This window comes from Streptomyces sp. NBC_01232, from assembly GCF_035989885.1.
GTDB lineage: Bacteria > Actinomycetota > Actinomycetes > Streptomycetales > Streptomycetaceae > Streptomyces.
In genome coordinates this window covers 3,231,215-3,256,714 of record NZ_CP108518.1, presented here as the reverse complement: position 1 = coordinate 3,256,714, position 25,500 = coordinate 3,231,215, and the positions used below count along the sequence as shown (strand labels likewise).

At 70.8% G+C, this 25,500-nt stretch carries 24 protein-coding genes; 19 read left to right on the top strand and 5 right to left on the bottom strand.

The genetic code is table 11. The annotated features are described in order from the left end of the window. Positions 1-109: 109 nt before the first annotated feature. The 4 genes from OG444_RS15050 to OG444_RS15035 all read left to right on the top strand — a co-directional run bounded on the left by OG444_RS15050 (position 110) and on the right by OG444_RS15035 (position 5,457). On the top strand, positions 110-793 hold the full coding sequence (locus OG444_RS15050) for a hypothetical protein (RefSeq protein WP_327262664.1): 684 nt from the start codon (positions 110-112) through the stop codon (positions 791-793). A 98-nt stretch (positions 794-891) separates the two neighbouring features. Next, on the top strand, positions 892-2,301 hold the full coding sequence (locus OG444_RS15045; RefSeq protein WP_442810754.1) for a transcriptional regulator: 1,410 nt from the start codon (positions 892-894) through the stop codon (positions 2,299-2,301). A gap of 5 nt (positions 2,302-2,306) precedes the next feature. Continuing rightward, positions 2,307-4,139, top strand: a complete 1,833-nt coding sequence (locus OG444_RS15040; protein ID WP_442810753.1) for a DEAD/DEAH box helicase — start codon at positions 2,307-2,309, stop codon at positions 4,137-4,139. Between the two features lie 121 nt (positions 4,140-4,260). Continuing rightward, positions 4,261-5,457 carry a DNA cytosine methyltransferase gene (locus OG444_RS15035; RefSeq protein WP_327262662.1) on the top strand — a complete coding sequence of 399 codons (1,197 nt, stop codon included), beginning with the start codon at positions 4,261-4,263 and terminating at the stop codon, positions 5,455-5,457. Here the strand turns inward: OG444_RS15035 and OG444_RS15030 are convergent. Genes OG444_RS15030 through OG444_RS15020 form a run of 3 tightly spaced genes read right to left on the bottom strand, consistent with a single transcriptional unit; the run spans position 5,454 to position 7,823 of the window. Then, positions 5,454-5,921, bottom strand: coding sequence for a very short patch repair endonuclease (locus OG444_RS15030; RefSeq protein ID WP_327262661.1), 468 nt, complete (start codon positions 5,919-5,921; stop codon positions 5,454-5,456). The genes OG444_RS15035 and OG444_RS15030 overlap by 4 nt on opposite strands. After that, entirely contained in the window at positions 5,911-6,810 is a 900-nt protein-coding gene (locus OG444_RS15025) for a NaeI family type II restriction endonuclease (protein WP_327262660.1), read from the bottom strand. Before OG444_RS15025 ends, OG444_RS15030 begins: the two co-directional genes overlap by 11 nt. Continuing rightward, positions 6,807-7,823 carry a tetratricopeptide repeat protein gene (locus tag OG444_RS15020; protein WP_327262659.1) on the bottom strand — a complete coding sequence of 339 codons (1,017 nt, stop codon included), beginning with the start codon at positions 7,821-7,823 and terminating at the stop codon, positions 6,807-6,809. The genes OG444_RS15025 and OG444_RS15020 overlap by 4 nt, the downstream gene beginning before the upstream one ends. Positions 7,824-7,879: 56 nt before the next feature. On the opposite strand from OG444_RS15020, the gene OG444_RS15015 reads away from it, so the two are divergent. Further along, positions 7,880-8,710 carry a class E sortase gene (locus tag OG444_RS15015; protein WP_327262658.1) on the top strand — a complete coding sequence of 277 codons (831 nt, stop codon included), beginning with the start codon at positions 7,880-7,882 and terminating at the stop codon, positions 8,708-8,710. Positions 8,711-8,895: 185 nt separating this feature from the next. On the opposite strand, the gene OG444_RS15010 is transcribed toward OG444_RS15015, so the two are convergent. Next, complete coding sequence (locus OG444_RS15010; RefSeq protein ID WP_327262657.1) at positions 8,896-10,098, bottom strand: RNA-guided endonuclease InsQ/TnpB family protein; 1,203 nt, start codon at positions 10,096-10,098, stop codon at positions 8,896-8,898. A 199-nt stretch (positions 10,099-10,297) separates the two neighbouring features. Here OG444_RS15010 and OG444_RS15005 point away from each other — a divergent pair, with 199 nt between their 5' ends. Further along, entirely contained in the window at positions 10,298-10,651 is a 354-nt protein-coding gene (locus tag OG444_RS15005) for a hypothetical protein (protein WP_327262656.1), read from the top strand. A 123-nt stretch (positions 10,652-10,774) separates the two neighbouring features. Beyond that, a complete protein-coding gene (locus tag OG444_RS15000) occupies positions 10,775-11,632 on the top strand; it encodes a fumarylacetoacetate hydrolase family protein (protein WP_327262655.1) in 858 nt (285 codons plus the stop codon). Positions 11,633-11,817: 185 nt separating this feature from the next. On the opposite strand, the gene OG444_RS14995 is transcribed toward OG444_RS15000, so the two are convergent. Continuing rightward, on the bottom strand, positions 11,818-12,951 hold the full coding sequence (locus tag OG444_RS14995) for a Gfo/Idh/MocA family protein (protein WP_327262654.1): 1,134 nt from the start codon (positions 12,949-12,951) through the stop codon (positions 11,818-11,820). Between the two features lie 56 nt (positions 12,952-13,007). On the opposite strand from OG444_RS14995, the gene OG444_RS14990 reads away from it, so the two are divergent. The 12 genes from OG444_RS14990 to OG444_RS14935 all read left to right on the top strand — a co-directional run bounded on the left by OG444_RS14990 (position 13,008) and on the right by OG444_RS14935 (position 25,497). Beyond that, positions 13,008-14,255 carry an ROK family protein gene (locus OG444_RS14990; protein ID WP_442810527.1) on the top strand — a complete coding sequence of 416 codons (1,248 nt, stop codon included), beginning with the start codon at positions 13,008-13,010 and terminating at the stop codon, positions 14,253-14,255. 358 nt (positions 14,256-14,613) lie between these two features. Then, positions 14,614-15,360, top strand: a complete 747-nt coding sequence (locus tag OG444_RS14985; RefSeq protein WP_327262653.1) for a hypothetical protein — start codon at positions 14,614-14,616, stop codon at positions 15,358-15,360. 77 nt (positions 15,361-15,437) lie between these two features. Continuing rightward, positions 15,438-16,202, top strand: coding sequence for a GntR family transcriptional regulator (locus tag OG444_RS14980; RefSeq protein ID WP_327262652.1), 765 nt, complete (start codon positions 15,438-15,440; stop codon positions 16,200-16,202). Positions 16,203-16,398: 196 nt separating this feature from the next. Continuing rightward, the gene (locus OG444_RS14975; RefSeq protein WP_327262651.1) at positions 16,399-17,526 is read left to right on the top strand and encodes a TIGR03364 family FAD-dependent oxidoreductase; all 1,128 of its coding nucleotides are present in this window, start codon (positions 16,399-16,401) and stop codon (positions 17,524-17,526) included. Between the two features lie 5 nt (positions 17,527-17,531). Further along, positions 17,532-18,230 carry a phosphonatase-like hydrolase gene (locus OG444_RS14970; RefSeq protein WP_327262650.1) on the top strand — a complete coding sequence of 233 codons (699 nt, stop codon included), beginning with the start codon at positions 17,532-17,534 and terminating at the stop codon, positions 18,228-18,230. Further along, entirely contained in the window at positions 18,227-19,276 is a 1,050-nt protein-coding gene (locus OG444_RS14965) for an ABC transporter ATP-binding protein (RefSeq protein WP_327262649.1), read from the top strand. The genes OG444_RS14970 and OG444_RS14965 overlap by 4 nt, the downstream gene beginning before the upstream one ends. A gap of 100 nt (positions 19,277-19,376) precedes the next feature. Next, on the top strand, positions 19,377-20,285 hold the full coding sequence (locus OG444_RS14960) for a 2-aminoethylphosphonate ABC transporter permease subunit (RefSeq protein ID WP_405792699.1): 909 nt from the start codon (positions 19,377-19,379) through the stop codon (positions 20,283-20,285). Then, the gene (locus tag OG444_RS14955; RefSeq protein WP_327262648.1) at positions 20,272-21,069 is read left to right on the top strand and encodes an ABC transporter permease; all 798 of its coding nucleotides are present in this window, start codon (positions 20,272-20,274) and stop codon (positions 21,067-21,069) included. The genes OG444_RS14960 and OG444_RS14955 overlap by 14 nt, the downstream gene beginning before the upstream one ends. A gap of 54 nt (positions 21,070-21,123) precedes the next feature. After that, on the top strand, positions 21,124-22,197 hold the full coding sequence (locus tag OG444_RS14950) for a 2-aminoethylphosphonate ABC transporter substrate-binding protein (RefSeq protein WP_327262647.1): 1,074 nt from the start codon (positions 21,124-21,126) through the stop codon (positions 22,195-22,197). Positions 22,198-22,295: 98 nt separating this feature from the next. Then, entirely contained in the window at positions 22,296-23,864 is a 1,569-nt protein-coding gene (locus tag OG444_RS14945) for an alkaline phosphatase family protein (RefSeq protein ID WP_442810526.1), read from the top strand. A gap of 121 nt (positions 23,865-23,985) precedes the next feature. Beyond that, positions 23,986-24,765, top strand: coding sequence for an HAD-IIA family hydrolase (locus OG444_RS14940; RefSeq protein WP_327262645.1), 780 nt, complete (start codon positions 23,986-23,988; stop codon positions 24,763-24,765). Positions 24,766-24,900: 135 nt separating this feature from the next. Next, positions 24,901-25,497: a hypothetical protein gene (locus OG444_RS14935; protein ID WP_327262644.1), complete on the top strand. Its 597-nt coding sequence runs from the start codon at positions 24,901-24,903 to the stop codon at positions 25,495-25,497. Positions 25,498-25,500 lie beyond the last annotated feature (3 nt).

Here is a 25,500-nt window from a genome sequence, read left to right as displayed (position 1 = left end):
GTACTGCGCAAGAGTTGCCGAGTCCGCTGAGAGTACTGGTGGGGGGATCCTCCGGCTCAGGGCGGGCGCATTGAGGCTGACCGGAACACGGGGAACAAGGAGGGGCGAAATGGGGCTTCCGTCCTGGACGGACCAGAAGCTCGGCACCATGAAGCGTGCCGGGCTGTGGCTTGTCGCTGTGGTGGGGGAGGGGAATGCGTTCACGAAGGAAGACGTGAAGAAGGCCTTCCCCGGCGTAAGCCAGGCGGACCGCCGGGTGCGGGATCTGCGGGACTTCGGCTGGCGGATCGACACCAATCGTGAGGACCTGACGCTCGGGCAGCACGAGCAGCGTTTCGTGGCACAGGGGGAGCCTGTCTGGGAACCCGGAAAGGGAACGCGGCCGGCCACGTCCATTACGGACACCCAGCGCCGTGAGGTTCTGGCACGCGACGGACACCACTGCCGCTCGTGCGGCATCACGCCAGGAGAGACGTTCCCGGGTACCTATGTGTCGGCCCAGCTCGACATTGCGCGCCGCCCAGTGCTGCAGCCCGACGGGGAGGCCATCGTGGAACACATGGCCGAATGTAATCGGTGTCGTGTGGGCGGCAGGGGGCTGACGGCCGACCTTCCTGACGTTCTGGCCCGTCTGAGCCGGCTCGGCGGGATGGACCGCAAGACCCTTGCGGACTGGATGCTGGCAGACGCACGGGAGTTTGCCGAGGTGGAGCACCTGTGGGCAGCGATCCGGACGCTGCCGGCTGATGCCCGGAACACGGTCCGTGAGGCTCTCTCGTTGCCCCCGGTCTGACGATAAGCACACCCGCTGGGGGCCGGTCGTGATTCCGGCCCCCGCGTCGCCCCACGTACGTCATGGACCCGCAGTCAGAAGGAGAACACCCCGTGAGCATGGACTTCGGCAGGCCGCCCCGCGCCGTCGAGAACCAGGAACTGGTGGAGAAGCGGCTCAAGGAAGTCAGCACTGACGGCGGGCTGCAGGAGACGCTGACAGTGGAGTGGCGCACGAAGCCCTTGGTGGTGCAGGTCATCGACATGCCCATCGACAAGGTGTACTTCAACCCTTCCACCCACCGGATCCGGGCACAGCGCACCTTCGATCCCGCCCGTGACCGGCTGCTCACGGCCAACCCGTGGGGTGCCGAGGGCCAGGACTACCTCGACTACCTGCTCAAGGCCCTCCCTTCGAACCCGGCCAAGCGGGACGGCGACTTCGATGAGCTCATGGGCAGCCTCAAGGAGTACCGGCAGAATGAGCCCGGGCTCATCACGCGTGACGGGATCCTCGTCAACGGCAATACCCGGGTGGCTGCCCTGCGCGAGCTCGGAGTCCTGAGCGTCCGGGTCGGTGTTCTCCCGGAATCCTGCACCTGGACCGATATCAACGCGGTCGAGCTGTCCCTTCAGCTCCGTCACGACACGCGCCGGCCGTACTCGTACATCAACCGGCTGCTCACCATCGAGGAACAGGTCACCTCTGGCCGTCCGATTGCCGAGATTGCCAAGGAGTTCCGGATCCGGACGGAGACAGCGGAGCAGGACCGATGGGTCTTGGCCACTCTCAACGATCTGGTGAACCGTTCCAAGAACGGCCCGGCCGGCCTCAAGCTGATGGACTTCGAGGACCAGCAGGAGAAGCTGAGGGAGCTCCACCGCGCCTTCGCGAAGGCCTCACGCCAGAATCCCGCTCAGGCCGACCTGCTGAAGGAGAACAAGCTCGCCCTCATCGTGCTCGACTTCTCCAAGACGGACGTCCGTCTCGCCGACGTGGACTTCAGGGCGCGCTACCTCCAGCGCCACCTGTCCGAGGAGCTGCAGAAGGTTCCTGCCCAGCCCCAGGAAGCCCGGGTGATCCCGGGGCTGGGCCGTGCCGTGCGAGGTGACAGCCCTCAGGTGGCGGAAGCCAAGGAGTTCACCAACCTGCTGCTGCGGGCCAAAGCGGTGGAACGTGCTCCGGAGACGGTGACCCCGGAGGAGTCCGACCAGGCGGCCGCGCTGTGGAAGCAGGCGCGGGACGCGGTGGAGGAGGCTTTGGTGCCGGCGGGCAAGGACGCCCGGGTACGAAAGCGGAAGCAGGCTGCTCCGGACCGGCTCCACGATGCCGTCCAGAGCATCGACCAGTGCGTGACGGACATGACGCTCGCGCGTGCCTCGCGCAACCTGGACGAGGAGACCCTTGATGAGGCACTTCTCTCCCTCAAGAGCAGTCTGCTCAAGCTCGCCCGTGAAGCGGCGCGGATCGAGGAGCACGGCGAGGGCGTCGCCTGGCTGCTCGCCGCCGTGCGGCAGGAGCAGGCGTGACCGAGCTGGCTGAGATGGGTGATCTGTCCCTCAGGCTCGGTCTTGACGTCACCCGGACCAAGGCCGTGCTCCGCGCTGCGGAGCCGTTCGGCGCGGACCTGACGCATCTGGCCGCTGGGTTTCCGGCCGGCGGCCAGCGAGGGCCGCTGACTCTGGAAGTGCCCCTCGATGACTTCCTGTCGGGCATCCACGTGCTGTCGGACTGGCCGCACACCGAATCCGTGGAGTGGGAGGAAGAACTCCTCGCCCTCGTCAACGACGTGCTCGATGACGCGGATCAGGCAGCCAACTGCCTTGACCGCAGCCCCGAGCCCGCTGACGGGGTGGACGCTGAATCGCTCCAGAGCCTTCTCGGTGCGGGCTGGCGAGCAGACCTGACCAGCTTCCAGTGCCGGGACGTCGCCCGGCTGCTCTCGATGCGCCACGGAGCGAACTTCAGCGTCCCCGGGGCCGGCAAGACCCGGGTCGGACTCGCCGTGTACGCGGCGACGAGGGAGAAAGGGGACGCCCGCAGGCTGCTGGTCGTCAGTCCGAAGTCCGCCTACGAGTCCTGGATCACTGAAAGCAGTGAATGCTTCGATGATGTGCCAGTAACCAGAGTCATGGGCAGGGTCCCGGATCCGCACGCTGAGATCCTCGTGGTCAACTACGAGCGGCTCGACCGCTCGCTCACCGGGCTCGCGGGCTGGCTGCGGGCAGCGCCCTCCATGGTGATCCTGGACGAAGCACACCGGATGAAGCTCGGATCGGACGGCACGTACGGAAGCGCCTGCATGTCCCTCGGACCCCTGAGCCGCCGCCGTCTGATCCTTACGGGCACGCCTGCCCCGAACGGTGCGCGGGATCTGGAGAACCTGCTGTCGTTCGTCTGGCCCGGTCACGGACGCCGGGTGGTGACCCAGGCCGTGGCGGGCGGGGACCTCGCACACGCCAGCTCCGTGCTCCGGCCCCTCTTCACGCGTACGACGAAGAAGGAACTGGGTCTGCCGCCCTTCCAGCCGGTCATCCGGCCTGTGCCCCTGGAAGGTCTGCACCGCGAGATCTACGACGCGCTAGTGGGACGCTTCACCGCCCGGGCGGAATTGTCCCGGGAGGATTTCGACGGGCTCGGAAAGGCGATGCTCAGGCTGCTGATGGCTGCCACGAGCCCTGCCCTGCTCGTCGAAGGAAGCAGCAAGTACGAGCCCCTCAACTTCCAGGTACCCCCTCTGGAGATTCCCGAGGGAGAGTCGCTCTTCAAGCTGCTGCAGAACCTGCACCAGCATGAGGTGCCGCCGAAGTACCGCGAAGTCCGCGCCATCGTGTCGAGGAACGCGGCCGCTGGGCGGAAGACGCTGGTGTGGTCGACGTTCGTACGGAACATCACCAGCCTGGAGCGGGTTCTCGCGGATTTCCGGCCCGCCGTCGTGCATGGCGGCACGATGGACAGGGAGGAGGAGATCCGCAGGTTCCGGGAAGATCCGGACTGTGGCGTCCTTATCTCCAATCCGGCCACCCTGGGCGAAGGCATCAGCCTGCACCGTGAGTGCCATGACGCCGTCTACGTCGACCGGGATTTCATGGCGGGCCGGTTCCTCCAGAGCCTGGACCGCATCCACCGCCTGGGACTGGCGCCGGATACGCAGACACGGGTGACCGTGCTCGCGTCCTCGGGCACGATCGATGAGGTGGTGGCCCTCAGGCTTGCGGAAAAGCTCGAGTTCATGGGGGCGATCCTCGATGATCCTTCTGTCCGGCAGCTGGGCGATCTCCAGGAGGAAGGGCCTGTGACGGCGGGCATGGACGAAGCCGATGTGCGTGCCCTTCTGCAGCACGTGGGGACGGCGCGGGTCCGCTGACACAGCTCAGGAGCAGGTGCTCCAGCGGACGTGTGGTGCGCCTGCTCACGGAGGGAGGGGACTGTTGTCGGTGGCGGATGCGACACTTGCCTGTCTGCATCTGCCACACCAGGAGGACTCGATGGGTGCCAGCGATCACACGCTGACCTCGATTGAGATTTGCGCCGGAGCCGGGGGACAGGCCATCGGCCTCCACCAGGCTGGTTTCAGCCACCTAGCGCTCGTCGAGATCGATCAGTACGCCGCCGCTACGCTGCGGCGCAACATTGATCGCCGGGACGGCTGGGAATTTGAGCGCGAATATTGCGACATCTTCCACAAGGATGTCAATGAATTCAATCCGCTCACCGAACTGGAAAAGCCGGTCGGATACCTCGGGGGTTCGCTCAAGCAGGGTGATCTCGACCTCCTCGCGGGCGGTGTTCCGTGCCCTCCTTTCTCGCATGCGGGAAAGCAGCTGGGCAAGGACGACGAGCGTGACCTGTTCCCTCGAATGCTGGAGCTCGTAGACGAGCTCGAGCCCAGAGCGGTCATGATCGAAAATGTCCGGGGAATCAAGGACGACAAGTTTGAAGATTACCGCGACTGGGTGGTTGCACGGCTCGAAGGCGGCGTTGCCAAGGACCCGCAGACGGGTGAGGAAGCCAAGTACGAAGGCAAATACACGGTCTGTGGCTGGAAGGTTCTCGAAGCCAGTGACTTCGGCGTCCCGCAGCTCCGCCCGCGGGCCATCCTGGTCGCCATCCGCAAGGACGTCCTGGGGGACACGGAGTTCGAGTGGCCGGTGGCCAAGCCGGGGGCGGTCACGGTCCGGGCAGCGATCGGCGAGTCGATGAGGGCGCGGTTCATGCACTTCGTGGACAAGGGCGGCGTGCTGGGAGTCCAGGCCCAGGAGGCCCTGGACCGCTGGGAAGACAAGCGTGATGGGATCGCACCGACGCTCGTAGGCGGGTCCAAGAAGCACGGAGGCGCCGACCTCGGGCCGAGCCGTGCAAAGGCCGCGTGGAAACTCCTCGGAGTCAACGCCATGGGAGTCGCCAACTCGCCCTGCGAGGTGGAACAGAAGGAAAGCTGGGACCGCGACCTCTTCCGCATCGAGGGCCCCATGCTGACCGTCACTCAAGCCGCCGTCATCCAGGGCTTCCCCGAAGAGTGGGATTTCGCCGGGGACAAGGAGACGGAGAAGCCGCTGCCGGGCAAGACCGCGCAATACCGTCAGGTCGGCAATGCGTTCCCGCCGCCCGTGGCCCGCTCCGTCGGAGAGTCCATCGCCAGGGTCCTGCGCGCTGCACGTCCCGCAGGAGAAGGCGGAAGCTAGTCGGCGTCGTTCCGGGAGCGGTCCTTGCGCTCCCGGACGGCATCGGCGATCTCGGCCGCGCAGTGGCCGGACTCCTCGTGCTCCCAGAACCGGAGCACGAGCCAGCCGGCCTCCGTCAGCTTCTGATCCGTATCGCGATCCCGGGCGATGTTCCGGGCTACCTTCTCTGACCAGTAGCCCTGGTTGGTCCTGGGCGGTACGTAGTGTTCCGGGCAGCCGTGCCAGTAGCAGCCGTCGATGAAGACGGCCACTTTCGCCGGACGGAAGACGAGATCGGCCGTCCGGCGGAGATCCGGAAGCGGGCGGACGGCGATCCGGTAGCGCAGGCCCATCGCGTGGACGAGGCGTCTGACGACCTTCTCGGGCTTGGTGTCGCGGCTCCGGATGGCCTGCATGTTGCGCCGGCGTGCTGCCGAGGATGCCCAGGAACCCTCGGGCGGCTGCCAGCCCGGCTCATCCGGCATTGCTGTGCTCCCCGTTCATCCGCAAGGCAATCCAGTCTTCCGGCCCCAGTGTGATCTTGTGGGCCGCCGCAATGTCGCGCTGCTGTGGGAACTTGCCACAGAGCAGCGTGAGACCGCGACGTTCCAGACTGGCCCTCACGTTCCTGGCGCGCCTCAGAGGGTCGTGCTTTCCTGCGCCCACGGTCGAGATCACACTGCGCGGGATGACGTGCCCTTCCAGGAGCTGGAACATCATGGTGAACCGCCGCTCCTGACCGGGCTTCTCGGCCAGCACCCGGCCAGCTTCCTCCGGAGTGAGGAAGGTCAGGGGATTCACAGGCAGCGGAGTCCAGTCGTACAGCGGAGTGCTCCAGTGATCGCGGGCGTGGACGGCGAGTCCGCGCTTGCCGTCGCGGTTGCCCGCACCGTTGTAGAGCCAGGAGCGGTGCGCGCGCACCAGCCAGGAACGGTGCCTGCTCTTCCCCAGCTGTATCTGTGTGCAGATGCAGACCTGGCAGTGTGCCTCGGCCGGGATCGACCAGTTGGAGCCCACCGTTGCTTTGATGTCGACCGGCACTCCGGCGATCAGGGTGTCGAGTGGCGGCTTCTTCGGAAGGCCGAACGACCGGAGTACCTCGTACTCGAGCTTGGCGCCGACGGAGGCCTTCTCGCCCGGGTGGACGTCCTCGCCCAGCAGGTCATACCGGCCCGTCCGCGGGCCGTCGAGTACGTAGTCGATTGCGTTGGCTATGGCGCCGGTATAGAGCCCCGCGACGTCATGGGGACGCAGCCAGTCCCGCACAGCGAGTATCTCGGAGTCCTGCTCAGGACTCAGCAGAACGTGATCTCCGGCAACCGTGTTGACGCAGATCTCGCCCGGCTCCCGCAGAACGAGCCGCCCCTTGCTCATCGGCCGTTTGCCCCGGCGGCCTGGCTGTGGCACTCCGCGTACGGCTTGCCCGAGGTGCACCAGCAGGGGGCCGTCGGGGTGGGGGGCCAGGGGGTGGCCTTGCCGCGGGCGGCCAGGGTTGTTGCGTATTCGGCCAGGAGGGACGGGGAGGCCGGGGAGGTCTTCTCCGACGCCGCGAAGGCCTCGTAGGACGGGACGCTCGCGGTGACGATGCCGAGGTTCGTGGTGCCCGAGGCGGCCAGGGCGCGGAGGGAGGACTCGATGTCCCTCAGGTGGGCCTCGTGCGAGGGGTACTCCGAGGCGAGGGTCGGGTACGACGTGAGGAGTTCCGCCAGCTCGCGCGCGGGCCAGTGGAGGATCGCCACCGGGAAGGGGCGGGAGAGCGCTGCGCGGCGGTCGCCCAGTTCGGCCCGCAGGCGGGCGATCTCGGCGCGCAGCTCGGCGGGGTCGTCGGAGCCCAGGGCCCAGATGCGCTTCGGGTCGTGCAGCTCGTCCAGGGGGATCGGGCCGATGTGCCGGGTGTCCGCGACCATGTCCCAGTCGTCGTGCGGGCGCCCGAGGAGGCGGCGTACGCGGTGGCGGCCCGTCAGCAGGGCGGTGGTGGCCGGCGTCAGCGGGTCGTCCTCCGCGACCAGGAGGGCGGCCGCCTCGGTGAAGCAGTCGTGCGAGGCCTCCAACTCGTCGTGGGCCTCCAGGGCTTCCGCGATGACCTCCCACGGCGCCGGGTCCTTGGGCGAGGCGGCACGGATGCCCGAGATGAGTGCGCGGGCCTCCGCCTCGTGACCGTACTCCCAGAGGTTCGCCGCCTGCAGGGCCTTGATCAGGTGGGGGTCGGACGGGGAGGAGGAGAGGAGTTGGTCGTACAGGGCACTCGCCCGGTCGCGTGCGTCCCCCAGTTCCAGGTGGGCCGCGGCCTGGAGGAGCAAGGGCTCCTGGTCCTCGGGGTAGCGGGTCGCCGTGCGGATGAGGCGCTCGGCTTCGGCGATGTGCTCGGCAGGCGTGTCGGGGCGCATGGTTCACACCGTACTGCCGCTGGTCAGTTGACGGGGGAGGACTTAAGGTGCCGCCCGTGCGAGATCGCGTACCTGTGGTGGTGCAGGGGAGCGGCCGGCGTGGGCGCCGGGCCGGTCTCGCGGGGGTGCTGTGGGCGGGCGCCGAGCTGATCGTCACCGTGGGCGTGGTGGTCCTGTTGCTGGTGGTGCACCAGGTGTGGTGGACCAATCGGCAGGCCGTGGCCGCCGCGCAGGAGCAGGTACGGGCACTGGAACGGGCCTGGGGCGACGGCGACGGCGACGGAGCCGATGGCGAGGCCGGCGGTGCGGACGGCGGCGGTGCGGAGCCCGTCGCCGGGATTCCGTCGGAGCCTGCGGACGGGGCCGGGTACGAGGGCGACGGGGTTCCGGCGGCCGGGCGCGGGCCGGGCCCCGCCGCGACCCGGCCCGCCAGGGCCCCGGACCGGGAGCCGGCGTACGCCGTTCTGCGCGTCCCGCGCCTCGGCCTCGTCGTCCCCGTCGCGCAGGGGGTCGACAAGCGGTCCGTCCTGGACAAGGGGTACGCCGGGCAGTACCCGGGGACCGCCGGGCCCGGGGCGCAGGGGAACTTCGCGCTGGCCGGGCACCGCAACACGCACGGCGAGCCGTTCCGGTACATCAACCGGCTGCGGGCCGGCGACGAGCTGATCGTCGAGATGCGGGGGCGCCGGTACACGTACGTGGTCGGGAAGACCTTGAGCCAGACGACCGAGCGGGACACCGGGGTGATCGCGCCCGTGCCGCGGAGCGTGGTCAAGCCGGACCAGGGGTACAGCGAGCCCGGCGCGTACATCACGCTCACCACCTGCACGCCCGAGTACAGCTCGAAGTACCGGCTCGTGGTCTGGGGGACCCTCAAGTCGGCCTAGGGCGGGGGGCGCCTCCGAGATCGTCCGACGATGGTGCTGCTCCTGCTCCGGGGCGTTCTCGGGTTTTGCCGCGCAGAGCGAGCTGCCACGTCGCAGGCCTGGTACGGCCTGTGCAGCCGCACCGAACCGAATACGCACCGCGATCCTTGACGTCCTCCCCGTCGTTGCCGACGGGGATTCCTACCTCACGCTGCCCGGCGGACCGGCGGTCCGTCAGGTCTTCTGCGATCAGCGATAGCCGGGTTGAGACCAGCCCGGACGAGCATCACGTGCGCGGAGTTCTTGTCCCGAGGCGAGACGGCTCCACACACGGTGCACGTGTAGGTACGTTCCGACAGCGGGAGTGCGTGCTTGGTTCTTGCTCCGCAGTTTCCGCAGTCCATGGTGGTGTGCGCGGGATGTACGAGCCACAGGTCGCGGTCGTGCTTGCGCGCCATGTTGATCAGTTCGTGCTTGGTGGCGGAGATCGCCGCGTCGGCGGCCTTGCGGGCCATCGTCGACTTGGCAAGGAACTTCGGGCGGAAGTCCTCCACCGCAATCCGGTCGAAGGCCGTAACGACCTTCTTCGCCCACTTGCGGGCGGTGTCCTGCCGTTGCCGGGCGATCTTCTTGTGCGTCCTCGCGGCCTGTCGCTTGGCCTTTCGGTAGCCCTTCGAAGCGGCCTGCCCTCGCTTCGGTTTCCGGCGGGCCATCATCCGCTGATACCCGGCCAGCTTTCCCGCAGCCTTCCTCCCGTACTCGGGGTGCGGCAAGTCGTGCGCGTCGCTCGTGGTGGTCGCGGTCTCCTTCACACCCCAGTCGACACCGATCACCGCACCCGTCTCCGGCAGTGGCAGCGCCTCAGTCTGGACTACGAAGGAGGCGTACCAGTGGCCCAGGCTGTCCTGAAAGACACGAACGCTGGACGGGTCAGAGGGCAACTCACGTGACCACACCACCACCATCGATATTCCGCCCGCCAGGTGCAGACGTCCGTCAACCAGCCGGAAGCCACGACGGGTGTAGTTGAGTGTCGGTTCGGCGAGTTCTTTTTTCTTGAAGCGGGGCATCCCTGCCCGCAGCCGCATAGGGAGCCGGGCTTTGATGTCCTTCAACGCCTTGGCGCGGGATTTCGCGAAGTCCCGGATGATCTGTTGCTGCGGCACGCTGCCACCAGCGCGCAGCCATCCATGCTCACCGCGCCATCCTGTGAGCATTTTGTCGAGACCGGCAGGTCCACACTTCTCTTTGGCCTTGTGGGCTGCCCTCGATTCGGCGACGCATTGGTTCCACACCCACCGGCACCGGTCCCACTCACCCAAGAGGGCGATACGGGCGGCAGACGACACGCGAAGCCGGAAGGCGTACCGGGCGTGCCCGCCCTCCCCGACCTCCACCAATACCGTCATGACGCCAACGTAAAGCCGAAGCCCGCCTCGCTCACTGGAACCCAGACGCCCCACCCGAACGAGTGACCGACCACCTCACCCACCGGCGATCCCTCAATCCCGACACCCTTCAGCTGCCGACGGTTGCCCTCAGCGCGATCGCGACGCCTCGGGGCGCAGGGGCTGGTGTTCCTCGGGCTGTTCGCGACGATCGCGGCCGTTGGCCGCCTGGAGTGCGGTCCGGGGGCGGCGGGCGGCCGCGCTGGCGGCTGCCTCGGCCCCGGTGGTGCCGGCCGGGCGGGGCAAGGGCGGCGGGGTGCCGGCCGCGGTGACTCCCGAGCAGCAGGAGGTCATGCGCAAGCTGGGCGGCGTACTGCCCCTGCTGTCGTTCGGGACGCTGATCACGGCTGCCGTGGTGCCGCTGGCCGCAGGGCTCTACCTGCTGACCACCACCGCCTGGACGGTGGCCGAGCGGGTCTGGCTCCAGTACCGCAAGGAGCGGGCGGAGCGGGCCGGGCAGGCCGAGCAGCCGGCGGGGGCGGGGGCGCGTGGAGGCGTGCGTTCCAGTCTGTGAACAGGGTCTTGCGGATTGGGTGGACATCTTGGAGGATCGACCAAATCCTCCGATGGCCGCAACCCATCGGCCGGCCCTGGGCACGCCCATGGGCCGACCACCCACGACCACGGGAGAATGCCCATGAAGCTGCTGCGTGTCGGACCCGTAGGGTCGGAACGTCCCGCACTGCTCGACCGGGACGGGACCCTGCGTGACCTGTCCGGCCTGATCACGGATGTGGACGGCGGCCTGCTCGCCGACGACTCCGTGCTGACCCGGGTACGGGACGCGGCCGAGTCCGGTGAGCTGCCGGTCCTGGGCGCCGAAGGCCTGCGCATCGGTGCGCCGGTCGGCCGCATCGGCAAGGTCGTGGGCATCGGCCTGAACTACTTCGGGCACGCGGCCGAGATCGGCGCGGAGCCGCCGGCCGAGCCGATCCTGTTCCTCAAGGCGCCGGACACCGTGGGCGGCCCCGACGACACCGTGCTGATCCCGCGCGGCAGCGTGAAGACCGACTGGGAGGCCGAGCTCGGCGTCGTCATCGGCAGCACCGCCCGCTACCTGGACTCCGCCGAGCAGGGGCTCGCCCACGTCGGCGGCTACGTGCTGGTCAACGACGTCTCCGAGCGCGAGTTCCAGATCGAGCGCGGCGGCACCTGGGACAAGGGCAAGAACTGCGAGACCTTCACCCCGCTCGGCCCCTGGCTGGTCACCGCGGACGAGATCCCGGACCCGCAGGTCCTGGACGTGAAGCTGTGGGTCAACGGCGAGCTCAAGCAGGACGGCAACACCTCGGACCAGATCTTCCCGGTCGGTGAGGTCGTCAGGTACCTGAGCCACTTCATGACCCTGTACCCGGGCGATGTCATCGTCACCGGTACGCCGGGCGGCGTGGCCATGGGCCAGCCGGAGCCGAAGCCCTACCTGCGGGCCGGTGACGTCGTGGAGGTCGAGATCGAGGGTCTCGGCCGCCAGCGCCAGGAGTTCAAGGGCGCGTAGCCGGCACCCGTACGGGCGTGGACAGGGGCGGGGCTGCCACCGGCAGCCCCGCCCCTTCCGTGTGCGTGCGCGGGGTGCTCAGCCCCCGGCCGGCATGCGGCGACGCCGGAGCAGGCACAGGTACGCCGGTCCGCCGAGCAGGTGCGGCGGTCCGCCGAGGCGGGCCACCGCCCGTACCGCGGATTTCACTCGGAGCCGGACGCCGTGGCGGGAATCTCCACCACCACGCCCTCCTGGGACGACCGGCGGGCCGCCTCCAGTACGTCGAGGCAGTGCGCGGCCTCGAGCGCCGTCACGGGCGCCGGCCCGCCCGTGCGCAGCGCGGCCTCCACCGCCGCGTAGTACGCGGGGTAGTCGCCCGGCTCCGTCGGCACCGGGATCCCGCCGCCGGTCAGCGGGGACTCCCCGGAGCCCAGCCGCCCCCACAGGTGCGGGGGTTCCTCGCCCCAGGGCATGACGCCGTCCGGCCGCAGCCCGTCCCGAAGGGCGCCCTCCTGCGGGTCGAGGCCGTACTTCACGTACCCGGCGCGGGAGCCCAGGACGCGCATCCGCGGTCCCAGCTGGGCGGTGGTCGCACTGACGTAGAGGTGGGAGCGGATCCCGTTCGCGTGGGTGAGGGCGATGAAGGTGTCGTCGTCGGTCTCGGCGTCGGGGCGGCGCACATCGGTCTCCGCGTAGACCCGTACTGCCGGGCCGAACAGCACGAGCGCCTGGTCCACGACGTGGCTGCCGAGGTCGTACAGCAGGCCGCCGATCTCCTCGGGGGCGCCCGACTCGCGCCAGCCGCCCTTCAGCTGCGGGCGCCAGCGCTCGAAGCGGGACTCGAAGCGCTGGACCTCGCCGAGTTCGCCGTCGGCGAGGAGGCGGCGCAGGGTGAGGAAGTCGTTGTCCCAGCGGCGGTTCTGGAAGACGGAGAGGAAGGTTGCGCTGCGCTCCGCGAGGTCGGCGAGCGCGCGGGCCTCGGCGGCCGTGGCGGCGAGCGGCTTGTCCACGACCACCGGGATGCCGGCTTCGAGCGCGGTGGTGGCGAGCGGGACGTGTGTCCGGTTGGGGGAGGCGATCACGACCAGATCGAGGTCCCTGTCCCACAGTTCGGCGGCGGTGGGGACGACGTGCACACCGGGGAACTCCGCGCGGACCTGGGCCTGGCGGTCCGGATCGGAGGTGACGACGGTGTCGAGGGCGAGCCCGTCCGTGGCGGCCACGAGGGGGGCGTGGAAGACGGAACCGGCGAGTCCGTAGCCGATGAGGCCGACGCGCAGGGGGGCGGGAGCGGGGGAGGCGGGGGAGCCGGGGGAGGCGGGGGCGGAGGTGCTCATGGAGACCACTTTGGCAACAGTGTTGTCAAAGTGCAAGGAAGGTGGACAATGGGCTTGTGAACAGCAGGAGTGGGGACGGGCGCGGCGGGGTGAACCTGCCGGCGCTGCGCGGGCACAACGAGGCGCTGATGCTGGATCTGCTGCGCGGCGCGGGCCCGGCAGGTCTGGGCCGCGCCGAACTCGCGGCCCGTGCGGGGCTCACCCCGCAGGCCGTCAGCAAGATCACGGCCCGGCTCGCCGCGGACGGGCTGATCGCCGAGGCCGGCCGCGCCGCGTCCACCGGCGGCAAGCCACGCACCTTGCTGCGTCTGATTCCGGAGGCGCGTCACGCGGTCGGCGTGCACATGGACCGCGACGAGCTCCGGGCGGTACGGGTGGACCTGGCGGGGCGTGTCGTCGCCGAGAGCCGGGGCCCGCTGGACTTCGGGGCCGGGCCGGAGGCGGCGGTGGAGGCGGTCGTACGGGCGGTCGCGAGGGTCAAGGACCCGACCGGGCTGCCGCTCCTGGGCGTCGGAGTGGCCGCGCCCGGGCCGCTCGATTACCGGGCCGGGGCGATGGGGCGGGTCACGGGATACCCGAGCTGGAAGAGCTTCCCGCTGCGGGGAGTGCTGGAGGGCAGGCTGGGCCTGCCGGTGCTGCTGGACAAGGACACGAACGCCGGTGCGGTGGCGGCCGCGGGGGCGTGGCTCCGGGCGGCTTGGCCGGATGCGGATGCGGATGCGGATGCGGATGCCGGTGCGGGTGTGGGTGCGGGTGCTTTTGTCGCTGCGGATGTCGGGGGTGGCGTGGGCGTCGGCTTGAGTGCCGGGGCTGGCGTGGGTGCCGGGCCGGGTGTGGACGCCTATGCCGGCGACGGGCCCCACACCTGTGTGTACCTGCACGTCGGGACCGGGCTCGGTGCGGGGCTGTGGCTGCGCGGCGGCGTCTACCGGGGTGCCCGCTCGGCGGCCGGGGAGTTCGGCCACCAGGTGCTGCTGCTGGACGGCCCGCCGTGCCGGTGCGGGGCGCGCGGCTGCGTGGAGGTGCTGTGCCTGGGGGCGGTGGCCCGAGGCGAGCTTTCCGAGGCGGCGCGGATCCTGGGCGAGGCCGCGGCCAATCTGGTCGCGCTGCTGGATGTGGACCGTGTGCTGCTCGGCGGGCGCGTGGTGGCGGCGGCGCCGGACGTGTTCGTGGCCGAGGTCGGAGCCGTTCTCGCGGCCCGGGCGCTGGATCCGGCACGGCCGGTGGTTGCGCTGGCGGGGGCGGGTGTGGCGGAAGGGGCGGCGGAGATGGCGCTGGCGCCGTTGTTCGGGCGGGCGGGGTGACGTGTGCCGGTGGCCCGGTGGCCCGGTGGCCCGGGTGCGGCGCCGTTGCCGGGGGCGCTGCCCCCGGACCCCCGCGCCTCAAACGCCGGCGAGGCTGAAAGAGCGCCTCAAGCGCCGGCGGGGCTGAAAGAGCGCCTCAAACGCCGGCGGGGCTGGAGGGCGCCTGAAGCGTCGGCGGGGTTGGGCCGCGGGGCTGGAGTGGGTGGCTTGACCGATGTGGCAATCGGGCGTAAACCAGAACAACTCAGGCGTGGCTCCCCGCGGGGGTTCGCGCAGGGGTGGCAGGGTGCGGGCAGGGCCGGGGGGATTGTCACCTGGTCCGATCATTGTCCCGTCCGGCGAGCAGCGAAGGTCTTCCATGCGACTGCGCAAAGCCCTTGCCCTCACCGCCGTCCTCTCCGCGGCCCTGGTCACCGCCACCGTGCCCGCCACCGCCGTCGCGGACATCGGTGCGGGCGGCGGCCGGCCCGCGCCCGCGCTGCCCTCCCGTACCCAGGCCGTCTGCGGCGACGGGAAGAGCCCCGCCTTCCCCATCGGGGCGCGCATCCGCGGCGGTCCGGCCGTGTACCGCACCGGCGCCGGGGCGCAGACCTGGTACCTGGACCTGACCAACACCACGAACTCCGAGTGCACCGACATCCACCCGATCGTCGTCTTCACCGACAAGGCCCGCACCCTGCGCCCCGCCCACCTGCGCATGGAGTTCGACGCCCCGGGCGGCACCTTCCCTGTCAGCCTGGAGCGCAGCGACCGCGACGAGATCATCGCCGTCTTCGACGGCGGCGACGCCTTCCCCGGTTTCGCCGTCGGCCCCGGCGGGTCCCTGACCGTCAAGGTGGGCCTCTCCTTCGCCCCCGACGCCCCCGTCGGTGAGGTCGTCGCCGACGCCGCCCTCGTCCAGCGCAAGGGCGACGACGGCGACTGGATCGGCGAGGCGGGCGGCTACCAGTTCTCCGTCGAGGGCCCGGCGGATCCCGTCGCGGCGGGCGCCCTCGCCCGGACCGGCCAGCGCGAGTGGGCGTACGGAGCCGGGGCCGTGGCCGCGCTCGCCACCGGCGGCGGACTCCTGCTGGGGGCCCGCCGGCTGCGCCGCTGCGCACGCTGAACGCTCCGGCCCGATCGGCAGGGCACCCCCCGGCCCCGTGGCCCCGGGGCGTCGGCAGCCCCGCATAGAGTCCCACCGTGGAAGAACAGACCCAGCGCCACCGCCCCGGTTCACCCGTGCGTTCCGGCATCCCCGAGCACGGCCGCATCCCCAAGTACTACGCCGTCAAGGCCCGGATCGCCGAGCTCCTCGACGAGCTCGGCGAGGGCGGCGCGCTGCCCACCGAGCGCGATCTCGCCGAGCGGTACGAGGTGTCCCGCGAGACCGTCCGCCAGGCCCTGCGAGAGCTGCTGCTGGAGGGCCGGCTGCGTCGTTCCGGCCGTGGGACCGTCGCCGCGGGGCCGAAGCTGGAGCAGCCGCTCTCCCTCGCCAGTTACACGGAGGGTGTGCGCCGCCAGGGCCGCCGTCCGGGCCGTCACCTCATCGGGCTGGAGCAGTTCCCCTGCCCGCCCGACGTCGCTCCCGGCATCGGGGCCGAACCGGGGGAGCCCGTATGGCACCTGGAGCGGGTCCTGCTGGCCGACGACGAGCGCGTGGGCCTCGAGAGCACGTACATCCGGGTGGCCCGGGCCCCTCGCCTGGACAGCGATTTCCCGCCCGACTCCTCCTTCTACGGATACCTCCGCGACCGTCTCGGCATCTCCTTCGGCGAGGCCGACGAGAAGCTGGAGACGGTCCTGGCGACCCCCCGCGAAGCCCTGCTGATCGGCACCCCGCCGGCGCTCCCCATGCTGCTCATCCACCGCTTCTCGCGGGACCAGGACGGCCGGCCGCTGGAACGGGTGCGTTCGCTCTACCGCGGCGACCGGTTCAGCTTCACGACCCGTCTGCGTGCCGAATAGCGCCGCACCGCAGTGCGGCGCGCCGCGCCGCGCCCACGGCGTCGAGCGGCGCAGCGATGTCCTGCCGTACCGGCCCATAAGGGGCGCGCTTGCATCACGAAACAGTAACGGGTCTAGTCCAAGTGTCGAGGCGTGTTCACCGTCGCGTTGCCGTACGGCCCTTCCCGGGTCACCGGACGAACCCACCGTTGTCGCCGTGAGAGTCATAGTCGTCGGAGGCGGCGTGGTCGGCACCATGCACGCCTGGCAAGCAGTGGAACGCGGCCACGAGGTCGTCCAGATCGAGCGAGAAGCGGAGGCCCGCGGCGCGTCACTGCGTAATTTCGGCCAGATCTGGGTCAGCGGACGGGCCGGGGGAGAGGAACTCGACACCGCCCTGCGGGCCCGCGAACTCTGGGAGCGCATCGGCGCGGAGGTGCCCGGCCTGGGCTTCCGCCCGAACGGTTCCCTCACTCCCGTCCGCACCCCGCGCGAACTCGCGGTCGCCGAGGCGGCCCTGGCCCGCCCGGACGCCGCCGCCCGGGGCTACCGGCTGGTCACCGCGGCCGAGGCGCGCGGGATCAACCCGGCCCTGCGCGGCGCGTTCGAGGCCGCGCTGTGGTGCGAACGGGACGCGGCCGTCGAGCCGCGCACCGCACAGCTCCACCTGCGCGAAGCTCTGCGCACGCGCGCCGCCGGCCGCTACACCTTCCTCACCGGTCGCGAGGTCCGCGAGGTGGTCGGCCCCGCGGCCGTCCGCGACGACCACGGCGACGTCCACCGCGGCGACGCGGTCGTCCTCGCCACCGGCGCCTGGCTGTCCGGGCTGGTCCGCGAACTGGTCCCCGACCTGCCCGTGCGCCGCGTCCGCCTCCAGATGATGCAGACCGACCCGCTCGGCGAACGCCTCACCACCTCGGTCGCGGACGCCGACAGCTTCCGCTACTACCCGGCCTACAAGTCCCCCGCCCTCGACGCCCTCAACGCCGGGCAGGAGCAGGCGCCGGTCGCCGCCGAGCACAGCATGCAGCTGCTGATGGTCCAGCGCCGGGACGGCGGACTGACCATCGGCGACACCCACGAGTACGAGCACCCCTTCGCCTTCGACACCCTCGAAGACCCCTACGAGCACGTCGCCGCCGTGGCCGAGTCCTTCCTGGGCCGCCCGCTGCCGAGGATCCGCCACCGCTGGGCGGGCGTGTACGCCCAGTGCACCGACACCACCCGCGTCGTCGACCGCCGGCAAGTGGCGAACGGCGTCTGGCTGGTGACCGGACCCGGCGGTCGCGGCATGACCTGCTCGCCCGCCATAGCCGAGACCACCGCGAACGAACTGGGCTGGTAAGTCAGATGAACGACCTGAACACCGCGCACAAGCTGATCGTCCTCGACATGGCCGGCACCACCGTCTCCGACGGTGGCCTCGTCGAGCGCGCCTTCGGGCGGGCCGCCGAGCGCCTCGGAGTCGAACCCGGCACCCCCGACCACGCCGCGAAGCTCCAGTACGTCCTCGACACCATGGGCGAGTCCAAGATCTCCGTCTTCCGCCACCTCTTCGGTACGGAGGAACTCGCCCGGCGCGCCAACTCCGCCTTCGAGGAGGCCTACGGGGAACTCGTCGACAGCGGTCTCGTCACCCCGCTCCCCGGCGCCCGAGCCGCGATCGAGCAGCTCCGCGCCGACGGCCGCACCGTCGCCCTGACCACCGGGTTCGCCCGGGTCACCCAGGACGCCATCCTCGACGCCCTCGGCTGGCAGGACCTCGCCGACCTCACCCTCTGCCCCGCCGACGCGGGCGGCCGCGGCCGCCCCTACCCGGACATGGTGCTGACCGCGTTCCTGCGCACCGGCGCCGTGGCCGACGTGAGCGACGTCGTGGTCGCGGGCGACACCGCCTACGACATGCTCAGCGGCCGCCGCGCCGGCGCCGGGATCGTGGCGGGCGTCCTCACCGGCGCCCACGACCGCGCCGCGCTCGTGCAGCACGGCGCGACCCACGTCCTGGCCTCCGTCGCCGAACTCCCCTCCCTCCTCGTGGAGTCACCGTGAGCGGGATCCGCTTCGACGGGGTCAGCGTCGCCTACGGCGGCAACACCGTCCTGGACTCCCTGGACCTGACCGTCGAACCGGGCGAGGTGATGGCCCTGCTCGGCCCCTCCGGCTCGGGCAAGACCACGGCCCTGCGCGCCGTCGCCGGCTTCGTACGGCCCCTCGCCGGCCGGGTGCTGATCGGCGGCCGCGACGTCACCGCGCTCCCGCCGCACAAGCGCGGCATCGGCATGGTCGTCCAGCAGTACGCGCTCTTCCCGCACATGCGGGTCGAGGACAACGTCGCCTTCGGCCTCAAGGCCCAGAAGGCCGCAAGGGCCGAGATCCCGGGGCGCGTCGCCGAGGCCCTGGAGATGACCGGCATGGCCGCCTACGCGAAGCGCCACCCGCGCGAGCTCTCCGGCGGCCAGCAGCAGCGCGTGGCCATCGCCCGGGCCCTCGCGATCCGCCCCGGCGTGCTCCTGCTCGACGAGCCGCTCTCCGCGCTCGACGCGCAGCTGCGCTCCGGGATGCTCGCCGAACTGGCCCGGCTGCACCGCGAACTGCCCGACGTATCGATTCTGTACGTCACCCACGACCAGGTGGAGGCGCTCACCCTGGCCGACCGGATCGCCGTCATGGACCGGGCCCGGCTGCAGGACTGCGGGACCCCGCAGGAGCTGTACCGGGCCCCGCGCACCGAGTTCACCGCCTCGTTCGTCGGCAACGCGAACCTGCTGCCGGTGACGGTGGCCGAGCGCGGCGCGGTCTTCGAGGGCCGGACGCTGGCCCTCGACCGCGGGCGCGCGGCGCCGGGTTCGACGGCCACCCTGTGCGTACGGCCGCACCTGCTCGGCCTCGGGGCCGGCCCCAACGCGCTGAGCGGCACCCTCGCCGAGGTCCAGTGGCGCGGCTCGACGCACCGGCTGTACGTGGACATCGGCGGCCACCGGGTGAAGGCGGACCTCCCCGAGCTGCGGGAGACTCCGGCGCCGGGGGACCGGGTCACCCTGCACTTCGAGCCGCGGGACGCGGTGCTGCTGGGGGCGGGGGTGTCCCGTGCCTGACGCCTCGCGGCGGGCCGCGCCCCGTACGGCCGTCGGCCCGCTCCGGGCCGAACCCCCACGGGGCTCCGCCCCGGACCCCGCGCCTCAATCGCCGGCGGGGCTGGGAGGGCAGGGCTCCGCGCCTCACACGCCGGCGGGGCTGAAAGATCGGGACCCCGCGCCTCACACGCCGGCGGGGCTGGACCGGCTGCGCGTGCCGGGCAGTCTGTGGGCTCTGCCGCCCGTGGTCGTGCTTGCGCTGGTGTTCCTGTATCCCCTCGCGCTGGTCGTCCAGCAGTCCCTCACCCCCGAGAACGGCGGCGGCGCCTTCGACGCGTACGCCTCCGTCTTCGCCTCGCAGAGCTTCCGCGAGGCCCTCGGCACCACCGTATGGCTGGCCGTCGGAGCCACCGCCGGCTGTCTCGTCCTCGGCTTCGCGCTCGCGCTCGTCATCGCCTTCGTGCCCTTCCCCGGGGCCCGCGCCGTCGCCAGGTTCATCGACGTCTTCCTCTCCTTCCCCTCCTTCCTCATCACCCTCGCCCTCCTCTTCCTCTACGGGACCGTCGGCATGGCCAACGGCCTGGTCACCGGCCTCACCGGCGCCGCCGAGGGGCCCTTCCACTTCCTCACCACTCCCTGGGGCGTCCTGCTCGCGGAGATCACGTACTTCACGCCCTTCGTGATGCGCCCGCTGCTCGCCGCCTTCTCCCAGCTGGACACCGCCCAGCTGGAGGTCGCCGCCGGCCTCGGCGCCCGGCCCGCCCGGATCGTCCGGCAGGTGATCCTGCCCGAGGCCCTCCCCGCGCTCGCCGCCGGCGGCAGCCTCGTGCTGGTCATGTGCCTCAACGAGTTCGGGATCGTCCTGTTCACCGGCGCCAAGGACGTCACGACCCTCCCGATGCTCATCTACGGCAAGGCCATCCTCGAATCCGACTACCCGGCCGCCTGCGTGGTCGCCGTCGTCAACATCGCGATCTCCGTCGGACTCTTCGGTCTCTACCGGGTGGTGGGCAAGCGTGCTGGTGCGTAGCAAGAGCGGCCGCTGGGCCGCCTGGGGCCTCTTCGGCCTCCTCTTCCTTCCGCTGTTCGCCCTGCCCCTGCTCGTCGTGGTGGCCGCGTCCTTCTCCACGCACTGGTCCGGGGCCCTCCCCTCCGGCCCGACCACCGCGAACTACGCCGCCGCCGTGCGCGGCGAATCCCTCCGGGCCCTCACCACCAGCCTGGTCACCGCCGTCGCCGCCAGCCTCCTTGCGCTCACCGTCGGCACCTGGGCCGCGCTGGCCGGCGCCGCGCTGCGCAAGCGGGGCAGGCGACTGCTGGACGCGCTGTTCATGCTGCCCGTCGCCGTGCCGTCCGTGGTCGTCGGCCTCGCCGTGCTCGTCGCCTTCAGCCGGCCGCCCGTCCTGCTCAACGGCACCGGCTCGATCGTCGTCCTGGCGCACACGGTCCTCGTCACGGCGTTCGCCCACCAGTCGGTCTCGGCGGCGATCGTACGACTCGACCCCGCGTACGAGCAGGCGGCGGCCTCCCTGGGCGCCCGTCCCGCGTACGTCCTGTGGCGGGTCAGGCTCCCCCTCCTGCTGCCGTCCCTCACGGCCGCGGCCGGTCTCTGCTTCGCCCTGTCCATGGGCGAGCTGAGCGCCACGATGATGCTCTACCCGCCGGACTGGATGCCCCTGCCCGTCCGCATCTTCACCGCCACCGACCGCGGTTCGCTCTTCAGCGGCTCCGCCGTCGCCGTGGTCCTGATGGCCACCACCCTGCTGGTCCTGCTGGCCGTCTCCCGCGTTCGCACCAGGGCCTCCTACCGCTGAACCCCGTACGCCCACCCCACCCCCGCCGACTCCCTTTCCCCGTAAGGAAGTTCCATGACCGGCAAGAGATTCCTCCGCACCGCCCTCGTCCTCACCGGCAGCCTCGCCCTCGCCGCCCCCCTCACCGCCTGCGGAGGCTCGCCCTCCGCCGACTCCCGGGCCGGCGAGAAGGTCGTCACCGTCTACAGCGCCGACGGCCTCAAGAGCGAGAAGGGCGACGGCTGGTACGACAAGGTCTTCGCCGACTTCACCAGGAAGACCGGCATCGAGGTCAAGTACGTCGAGGGCGGCTCCGGCGAGATGGTGCAGCGCGCCGTCCGCGAGAAGACCAACACCCAGGCCGACGTACTGATCACCCTGCCGCCCTTCATCCAGCAGGCCGACGGCAAGGGCCTGCTCCAGTCCTACGTGCCGCAGGGCTCCGACAAGGTCAACGGCGCGGACAAGTCCCCCGACGGCAGGTGGACCTCGGTCGTCAAGAACTACTTCGGCTTCGTCTACAACAAGAAGGAGCTCGCCGAGGCGCCCAGGACCTGGGAGGAGCTGCTGGACGCCAAGTACAAGGGAAAGCTGCAGTACTCCACCCCGGGCGTCGCGGGCGACGGCACCGCCGTGCTCATCAAGTCGATGCACGACTTCGGCGGCAAGGAGCCGGCGATGGAGTACCTGAAGAAGCTCCAGGCCAACAACGTCGGCCCGTCCTCCTCCACCAGCAAGCTCGCGCCCAAGACCGACAAGGGCGAGCTGCTCGTGGCCAACGGCGACGTGCAGATGAACTTCGCGCAGTCCAGGTCCATGCCGAACCTCGGCATCTGGTTCCCGGCGAAGGAGGGCGGCAGGCCCACCAGCTTCGCCCTGCCGTACGCGGCCGGCCTCGTCGACAAGGCCCCCCACACCGAGAACGGCAGGAAGCTCCTCGACCACCTGCTCAGCGAGCAGGCCCAGCAGCTGGTCATCGGGGTCGGGGGCGGCTTCCCGGCGCGCACCGACGTCAAGCCGACCGACGCCAACGCCGTCGAGCTCACCAGGATCATGACGGGTGTGGAGATCTTCGAGCCGGACTGGGCCGACATCGGCAAGAACCTCACCGGTTACGTCGATGCGTGGAAGTCGGCAACCGGAAGCTGACCGGTTACTTCCTGGCCACCCAGGAACGGCAGAGTGACGCTTGCATAACCGGTCTGGACCGAGGACCTCACCCTCGGCCCGGACCCGGCACCTGCGCAATGCCCCCGCTCCGTCCGCCGCTCACTTGCTCCCAGGAGGAGTACGTGTCCCCTGTTCTGCCCGGACGTCGTGCCGTCGCCGCGACCGCCGTCACCTCCGCCCTGATCGCCGCCACCGTGGCGGCCACCCCCGCAGGCGCCGCCGGCGCGGCGGCCAACACCGACAAGGTCCTCGTCATCGGCATCGACGGCGCGGTCCTGGACCGCGTCAAGGCCGCGAACGCGCCGAATCTGAACGGCCTGATGGCCCAGGGGCTGACCGCCCGCAGCACCCTCTACGCGAGCCCCATGGCCGCCACTTCCTCCGGCCCCGGCTGGTCCACCATCGCCACCGGCGTCTGGCCCGACAAGCACGGCGTGAAGGACAACTCCTTCACCGGCAAGAACTACACCGCCCACCCGGACTTCCTGACCCGCATCGAGAACGCCCGGCCGGAGCTCAACACGTACGCGGCCGCCGACTGGGAGCCCATCACCTCCACCGACCAGAACGGCCCGATCTTCTCCCCGAAGGTGGACAAACGACTCTCCCTCAAGGGGGACCGCGACGGCTACCGCAACGAGGACCCGAAGATCGCCGCCGCGGCCGAGGCCGAACTGCGCGACCGGAACCCGGACGCCGCCTTCGTCTACCTCGGCGAGATCGACGCGGCCGGTCACTCCTACGGCGCCGCCAGCCAGCAGTACCTCGACACCGTCGCCCGCGTCGACGTCCTGGTCGGCCGGCTCCTCACCGCGGTCCAGAACCGCCCGACGTACGCCCAGGAGAACTGGAAGGTCCTGGTCACCACCGACCACGGCCACACCGACTCCGGCGGCCACGGCGGCTCCACCATCCAGGAGCGCGGCACCTTCGTCATCGCCAGGGGCGCGGGAATCCCGGCCGGCTCGGTACGCGAGGACGTGAAGCTGGTCGACGTCGCCGCCACCGCGCTCGCGCAGGTCGGCGTCGGCGCCCCCGGCCTCGACGGCGTACCGCTGAACGCCCCGGACAGCGACCCCTTCGACACGCTGCGCCCGAACCTCCGGGCCCGCGTGGACGAGACGGGCATCCCGGCCGGCGTGAAGGGCTTCACGCACACCCCGCCCGCCGGCTGGTCCGTCGACAACTCGAAGATGGGCACCGGCGGTGTCACCGAGTGGGCCGGCTGGGCCTTCGCCACCGACGAGTTCTGGAGCCAGTCGCAGCGCGACCAGTGGCGCGAGCTGAACGTCCGCTCCCGTGACGTCTTCGCCGTCGCCGACTCCGACGAGTGGGACGACAAGAGCCACACCGGCACCTTCGACTCCACCCTCATCACTCCCAAGTGGGCGGTCACCGGCGGCAGTACGCGGAATCTGACCTTCCGGACCCACTACCGCCAGGAGGCCGGCCAGACCGCCCAGGTCCTGGTCTCCTACGACGGCGCCGCCCCGACCGTGGTGAAGTCCTACACCGCCGACGCCGTCGCCAGGTCCGAGTCCCTCGCCCTCCAGGTCCCGGCCGGCGCCACCGACGTCCAGATCCGCTTCCGCTACAGCGGCAACAACAACTGGTACTGGACCGTCGACGACGTCCGCCTCGGCTGATCCGCCCCGGCTGATCGCCCCCCGTGGTCCGGGCTGTGGACGGCAGGGACGTCCGCAGCCCGGCCCGGATAGGGTGGTACAGACCAGAGGTCGCAGGTCACCGAGAGCGGAGAACAGTCCCGTGGCAGAGCGCAAGCCGATCGAATCCTGGCTCACCGACATGGACGGGGTCCTCATCCACGAGGGCACCCCGATCCCTGGCGCCGATGCCTTCATCAAGCGGCTGCGCGAGTCCGGCAAGCCCTTCCTGGTGCTGACCAACAACTCGATCTACACCCCCCGCGACCTCCAGGCCCGGCTGCACCGGATGGGCCTGGACGTTCCCGTCGAGAACATCTGGACCTCGGCGCTGGCCACCGCGAAGTTCCTCGACGACCAGCGGCCGGGCGGCACGGCGTACGTCATCGGTGAGGCCGGTCTGACCACCGCCCTGCACGACATCGGCTACATCCTGACCGACCACGAGCCCGACTACGTGGTCCTCGGCGAGACCCGGACGTACAGCTTCGAGGCGATGACCAAGGCGGTCCGGCTGATCAACGCGGGCGCGCGCTTCATCTGCACCAACCCCGACGAGACCGGCCCCTCCACCGAGGGCCCGCTCCCGGCCACCGGCGCGGTCGCCGCACTGATCACCAAGGCGACGGGCAAGAAGCCGTACTTCGCCGGCAAGCCGAACCCGCTGATGATGCGGACCGGCCTGAACGCCATCGGCGCGCACTCGGAGACCAGCGCGATGATCGGCGACCGGATGGACACCGACGTGCTGGCCGGTCTGGAGGCGGGCATGCAGACCTTCCTCGTCCTCACCGGTCTGACCACCGAGAAGGACACGGAGAAGTTCCCGTTCCGCCCGACGAAGACGGTCGCCTCGATCGCGGACCTGGTCGACCTGGTCTGACGCGCACCGCCCGTCGCGTGTGGCGTACGGCCGAACGGGCCTACCGCGTTTGGGGCGTACGGCCGACACGTACGGCGCCGCTCCGGATGCGCGGCGGCGCGGCGCGCGTGAATCTCCTTGTCGAGGAGGTTCATCATGCGCAGTGTTCCGATCGCTGTCCGCGCCACCGCGATGGCCGTCACCCTGGCGGCATTCTCGGCGGTGACCGCGCCGATCGCCCTCGCGGGCGAGGAGGACCGCGGTGGCCGCGGAGACCGCGGCAGCATCACGGTCGACCCGAATCCGGCTCACCCCGGAGCGCAGGTCAAGCTGCGCGTCCAGGGTTGTGACGGCAACCGCGGATCGGCCAAGTCCGCCGCCTTCGTGTCGGACGTCGACCTCTACGGCCGGGACGGCGGCCGCAGCCCGCTCTACGGCGACGCGATGATCAGCTCGCACGTCTCGCCGGGCTGGCACTCCGTCCGGGTGATGTGCGACGGCCACGAGAAGATCAGCGGCTCGGTCCAGATCTCCCATTACCGCCCCTCGCACCACCCCAGTCCCATCTGGCCGGTCCACGCGGGCGGCGGCGGCATGGCCGCCGAACTCGCGGCGGATTCGGCCAAGAAGGACCACGATGCCGACGGCCCGGGGCTGCCGCACACGGTGATCGGCGCCATCCTCGCCGCCGTGGCCACCCTGGCCGTGGCGGGCCGGGCGCTGGCCCTGCGCCGCCGCCGCAGCGGTGAGTGAGGG

Excerpts from the sequence above, each read along its gene's own strand:
- OG444_RS15030 (WP_327262661.1), bottom strand. The coding sequence starts at position 5,921 with ATGCCGGATGAGCCGGGCTGGCAGCCGCCCGAGGGTTCCTGGGCATCC.
- OG444_RS15000 (WP_327262655.1), top strand. The coding sequence starts at position 10,775 with ATGAAGCTGCTGCGTGTCGGACCCGTAGGGTCGGAACGTCCCGCACTG.
- OG444_RS14935 (WP_327262644.1), top strand. The coding sequence starts at position 24,901 with ATGCGCAGTGTTCCGATCGCTGTCCGCGCCACCGCGATGGCCGTCACC.
- OG444_RS14970 (WP_327262650.1), top strand. The coding sequence starts at position 17,532 with ATGAACGACCTGAACACCGCGCACAAGCTGATCGTCCTCGACATGGCC.
- OG444_RS15045 (WP_442810754.1), top strand. The coding sequence starts at position 892 with ATGGACTTCGGCAGGCCGCCCCGCGCCGTCGAGAACCAGGAACTGGTG.
- OG444_RS14950 (WP_327262647.1), top strand. The coding sequence starts at position 21,124 with ATGACCGGCAAGAGATTCCTCCGCACCGCCCTCGTCCTCACCGGCAGC.
- OG444_RS14945 (WP_442810526.1), top strand. The coding sequence starts at position 22,296 with ATGCCCCCGCTCCGTCCGCCGCTCACTTGCTCCCAGGAGGAGTACGTG.
- OG444_RS14985 (WP_327262653.1), top strand. The coding sequence starts at position 14,614 with ATGCGACTGCGCAAAGCCCTTGCCCTCACCGCCGTCCTCTCCGCGGCC.
- OG444_RS15020 (WP_327262659.1), bottom strand. The coding sequence starts at position 7,823 with ATGCGCCCCGACACGCCTGCCGAGCACATCGCCGAAGCCGAGCGCCTC.
- OG444_RS15035 (WP_327262662.1), top strand. The coding sequence starts at position 4,261 with ATGGGTGCCAGCGATCACACGCTGACCTCGATTGAGATTTGCGCCGGA.
- OG444_RS15050 (WP_327262664.1), top strand. The coding sequence starts at position 110 with ATGGGGCTTCCGTCCTGGACGGACCAGAAGCTCGGCACCATGAAGCGT.
- OG444_RS15010 (WP_327262657.1), bottom strand. The coding sequence starts at position 10,098 with ATGACGGTATTGGTGGAGGTCGGGGAGGGCGGGCACGCCCGGTACGCC.
- OG444_RS14995 (WP_327262654.1), bottom strand. The coding sequence starts at position 12,951 with ATGAGCACCTCCGCCCCCGCCTCCCCCGGCTCCCCCGCCTCCCCCGCT.
- OG444_RS15025 (WP_327262660.1), bottom strand. The coding sequence starts at position 6,810 with ATGAGCAAGGGGCGGCTCGTTCTGCGGGAGCCGGGCGAGATCTGCGTC.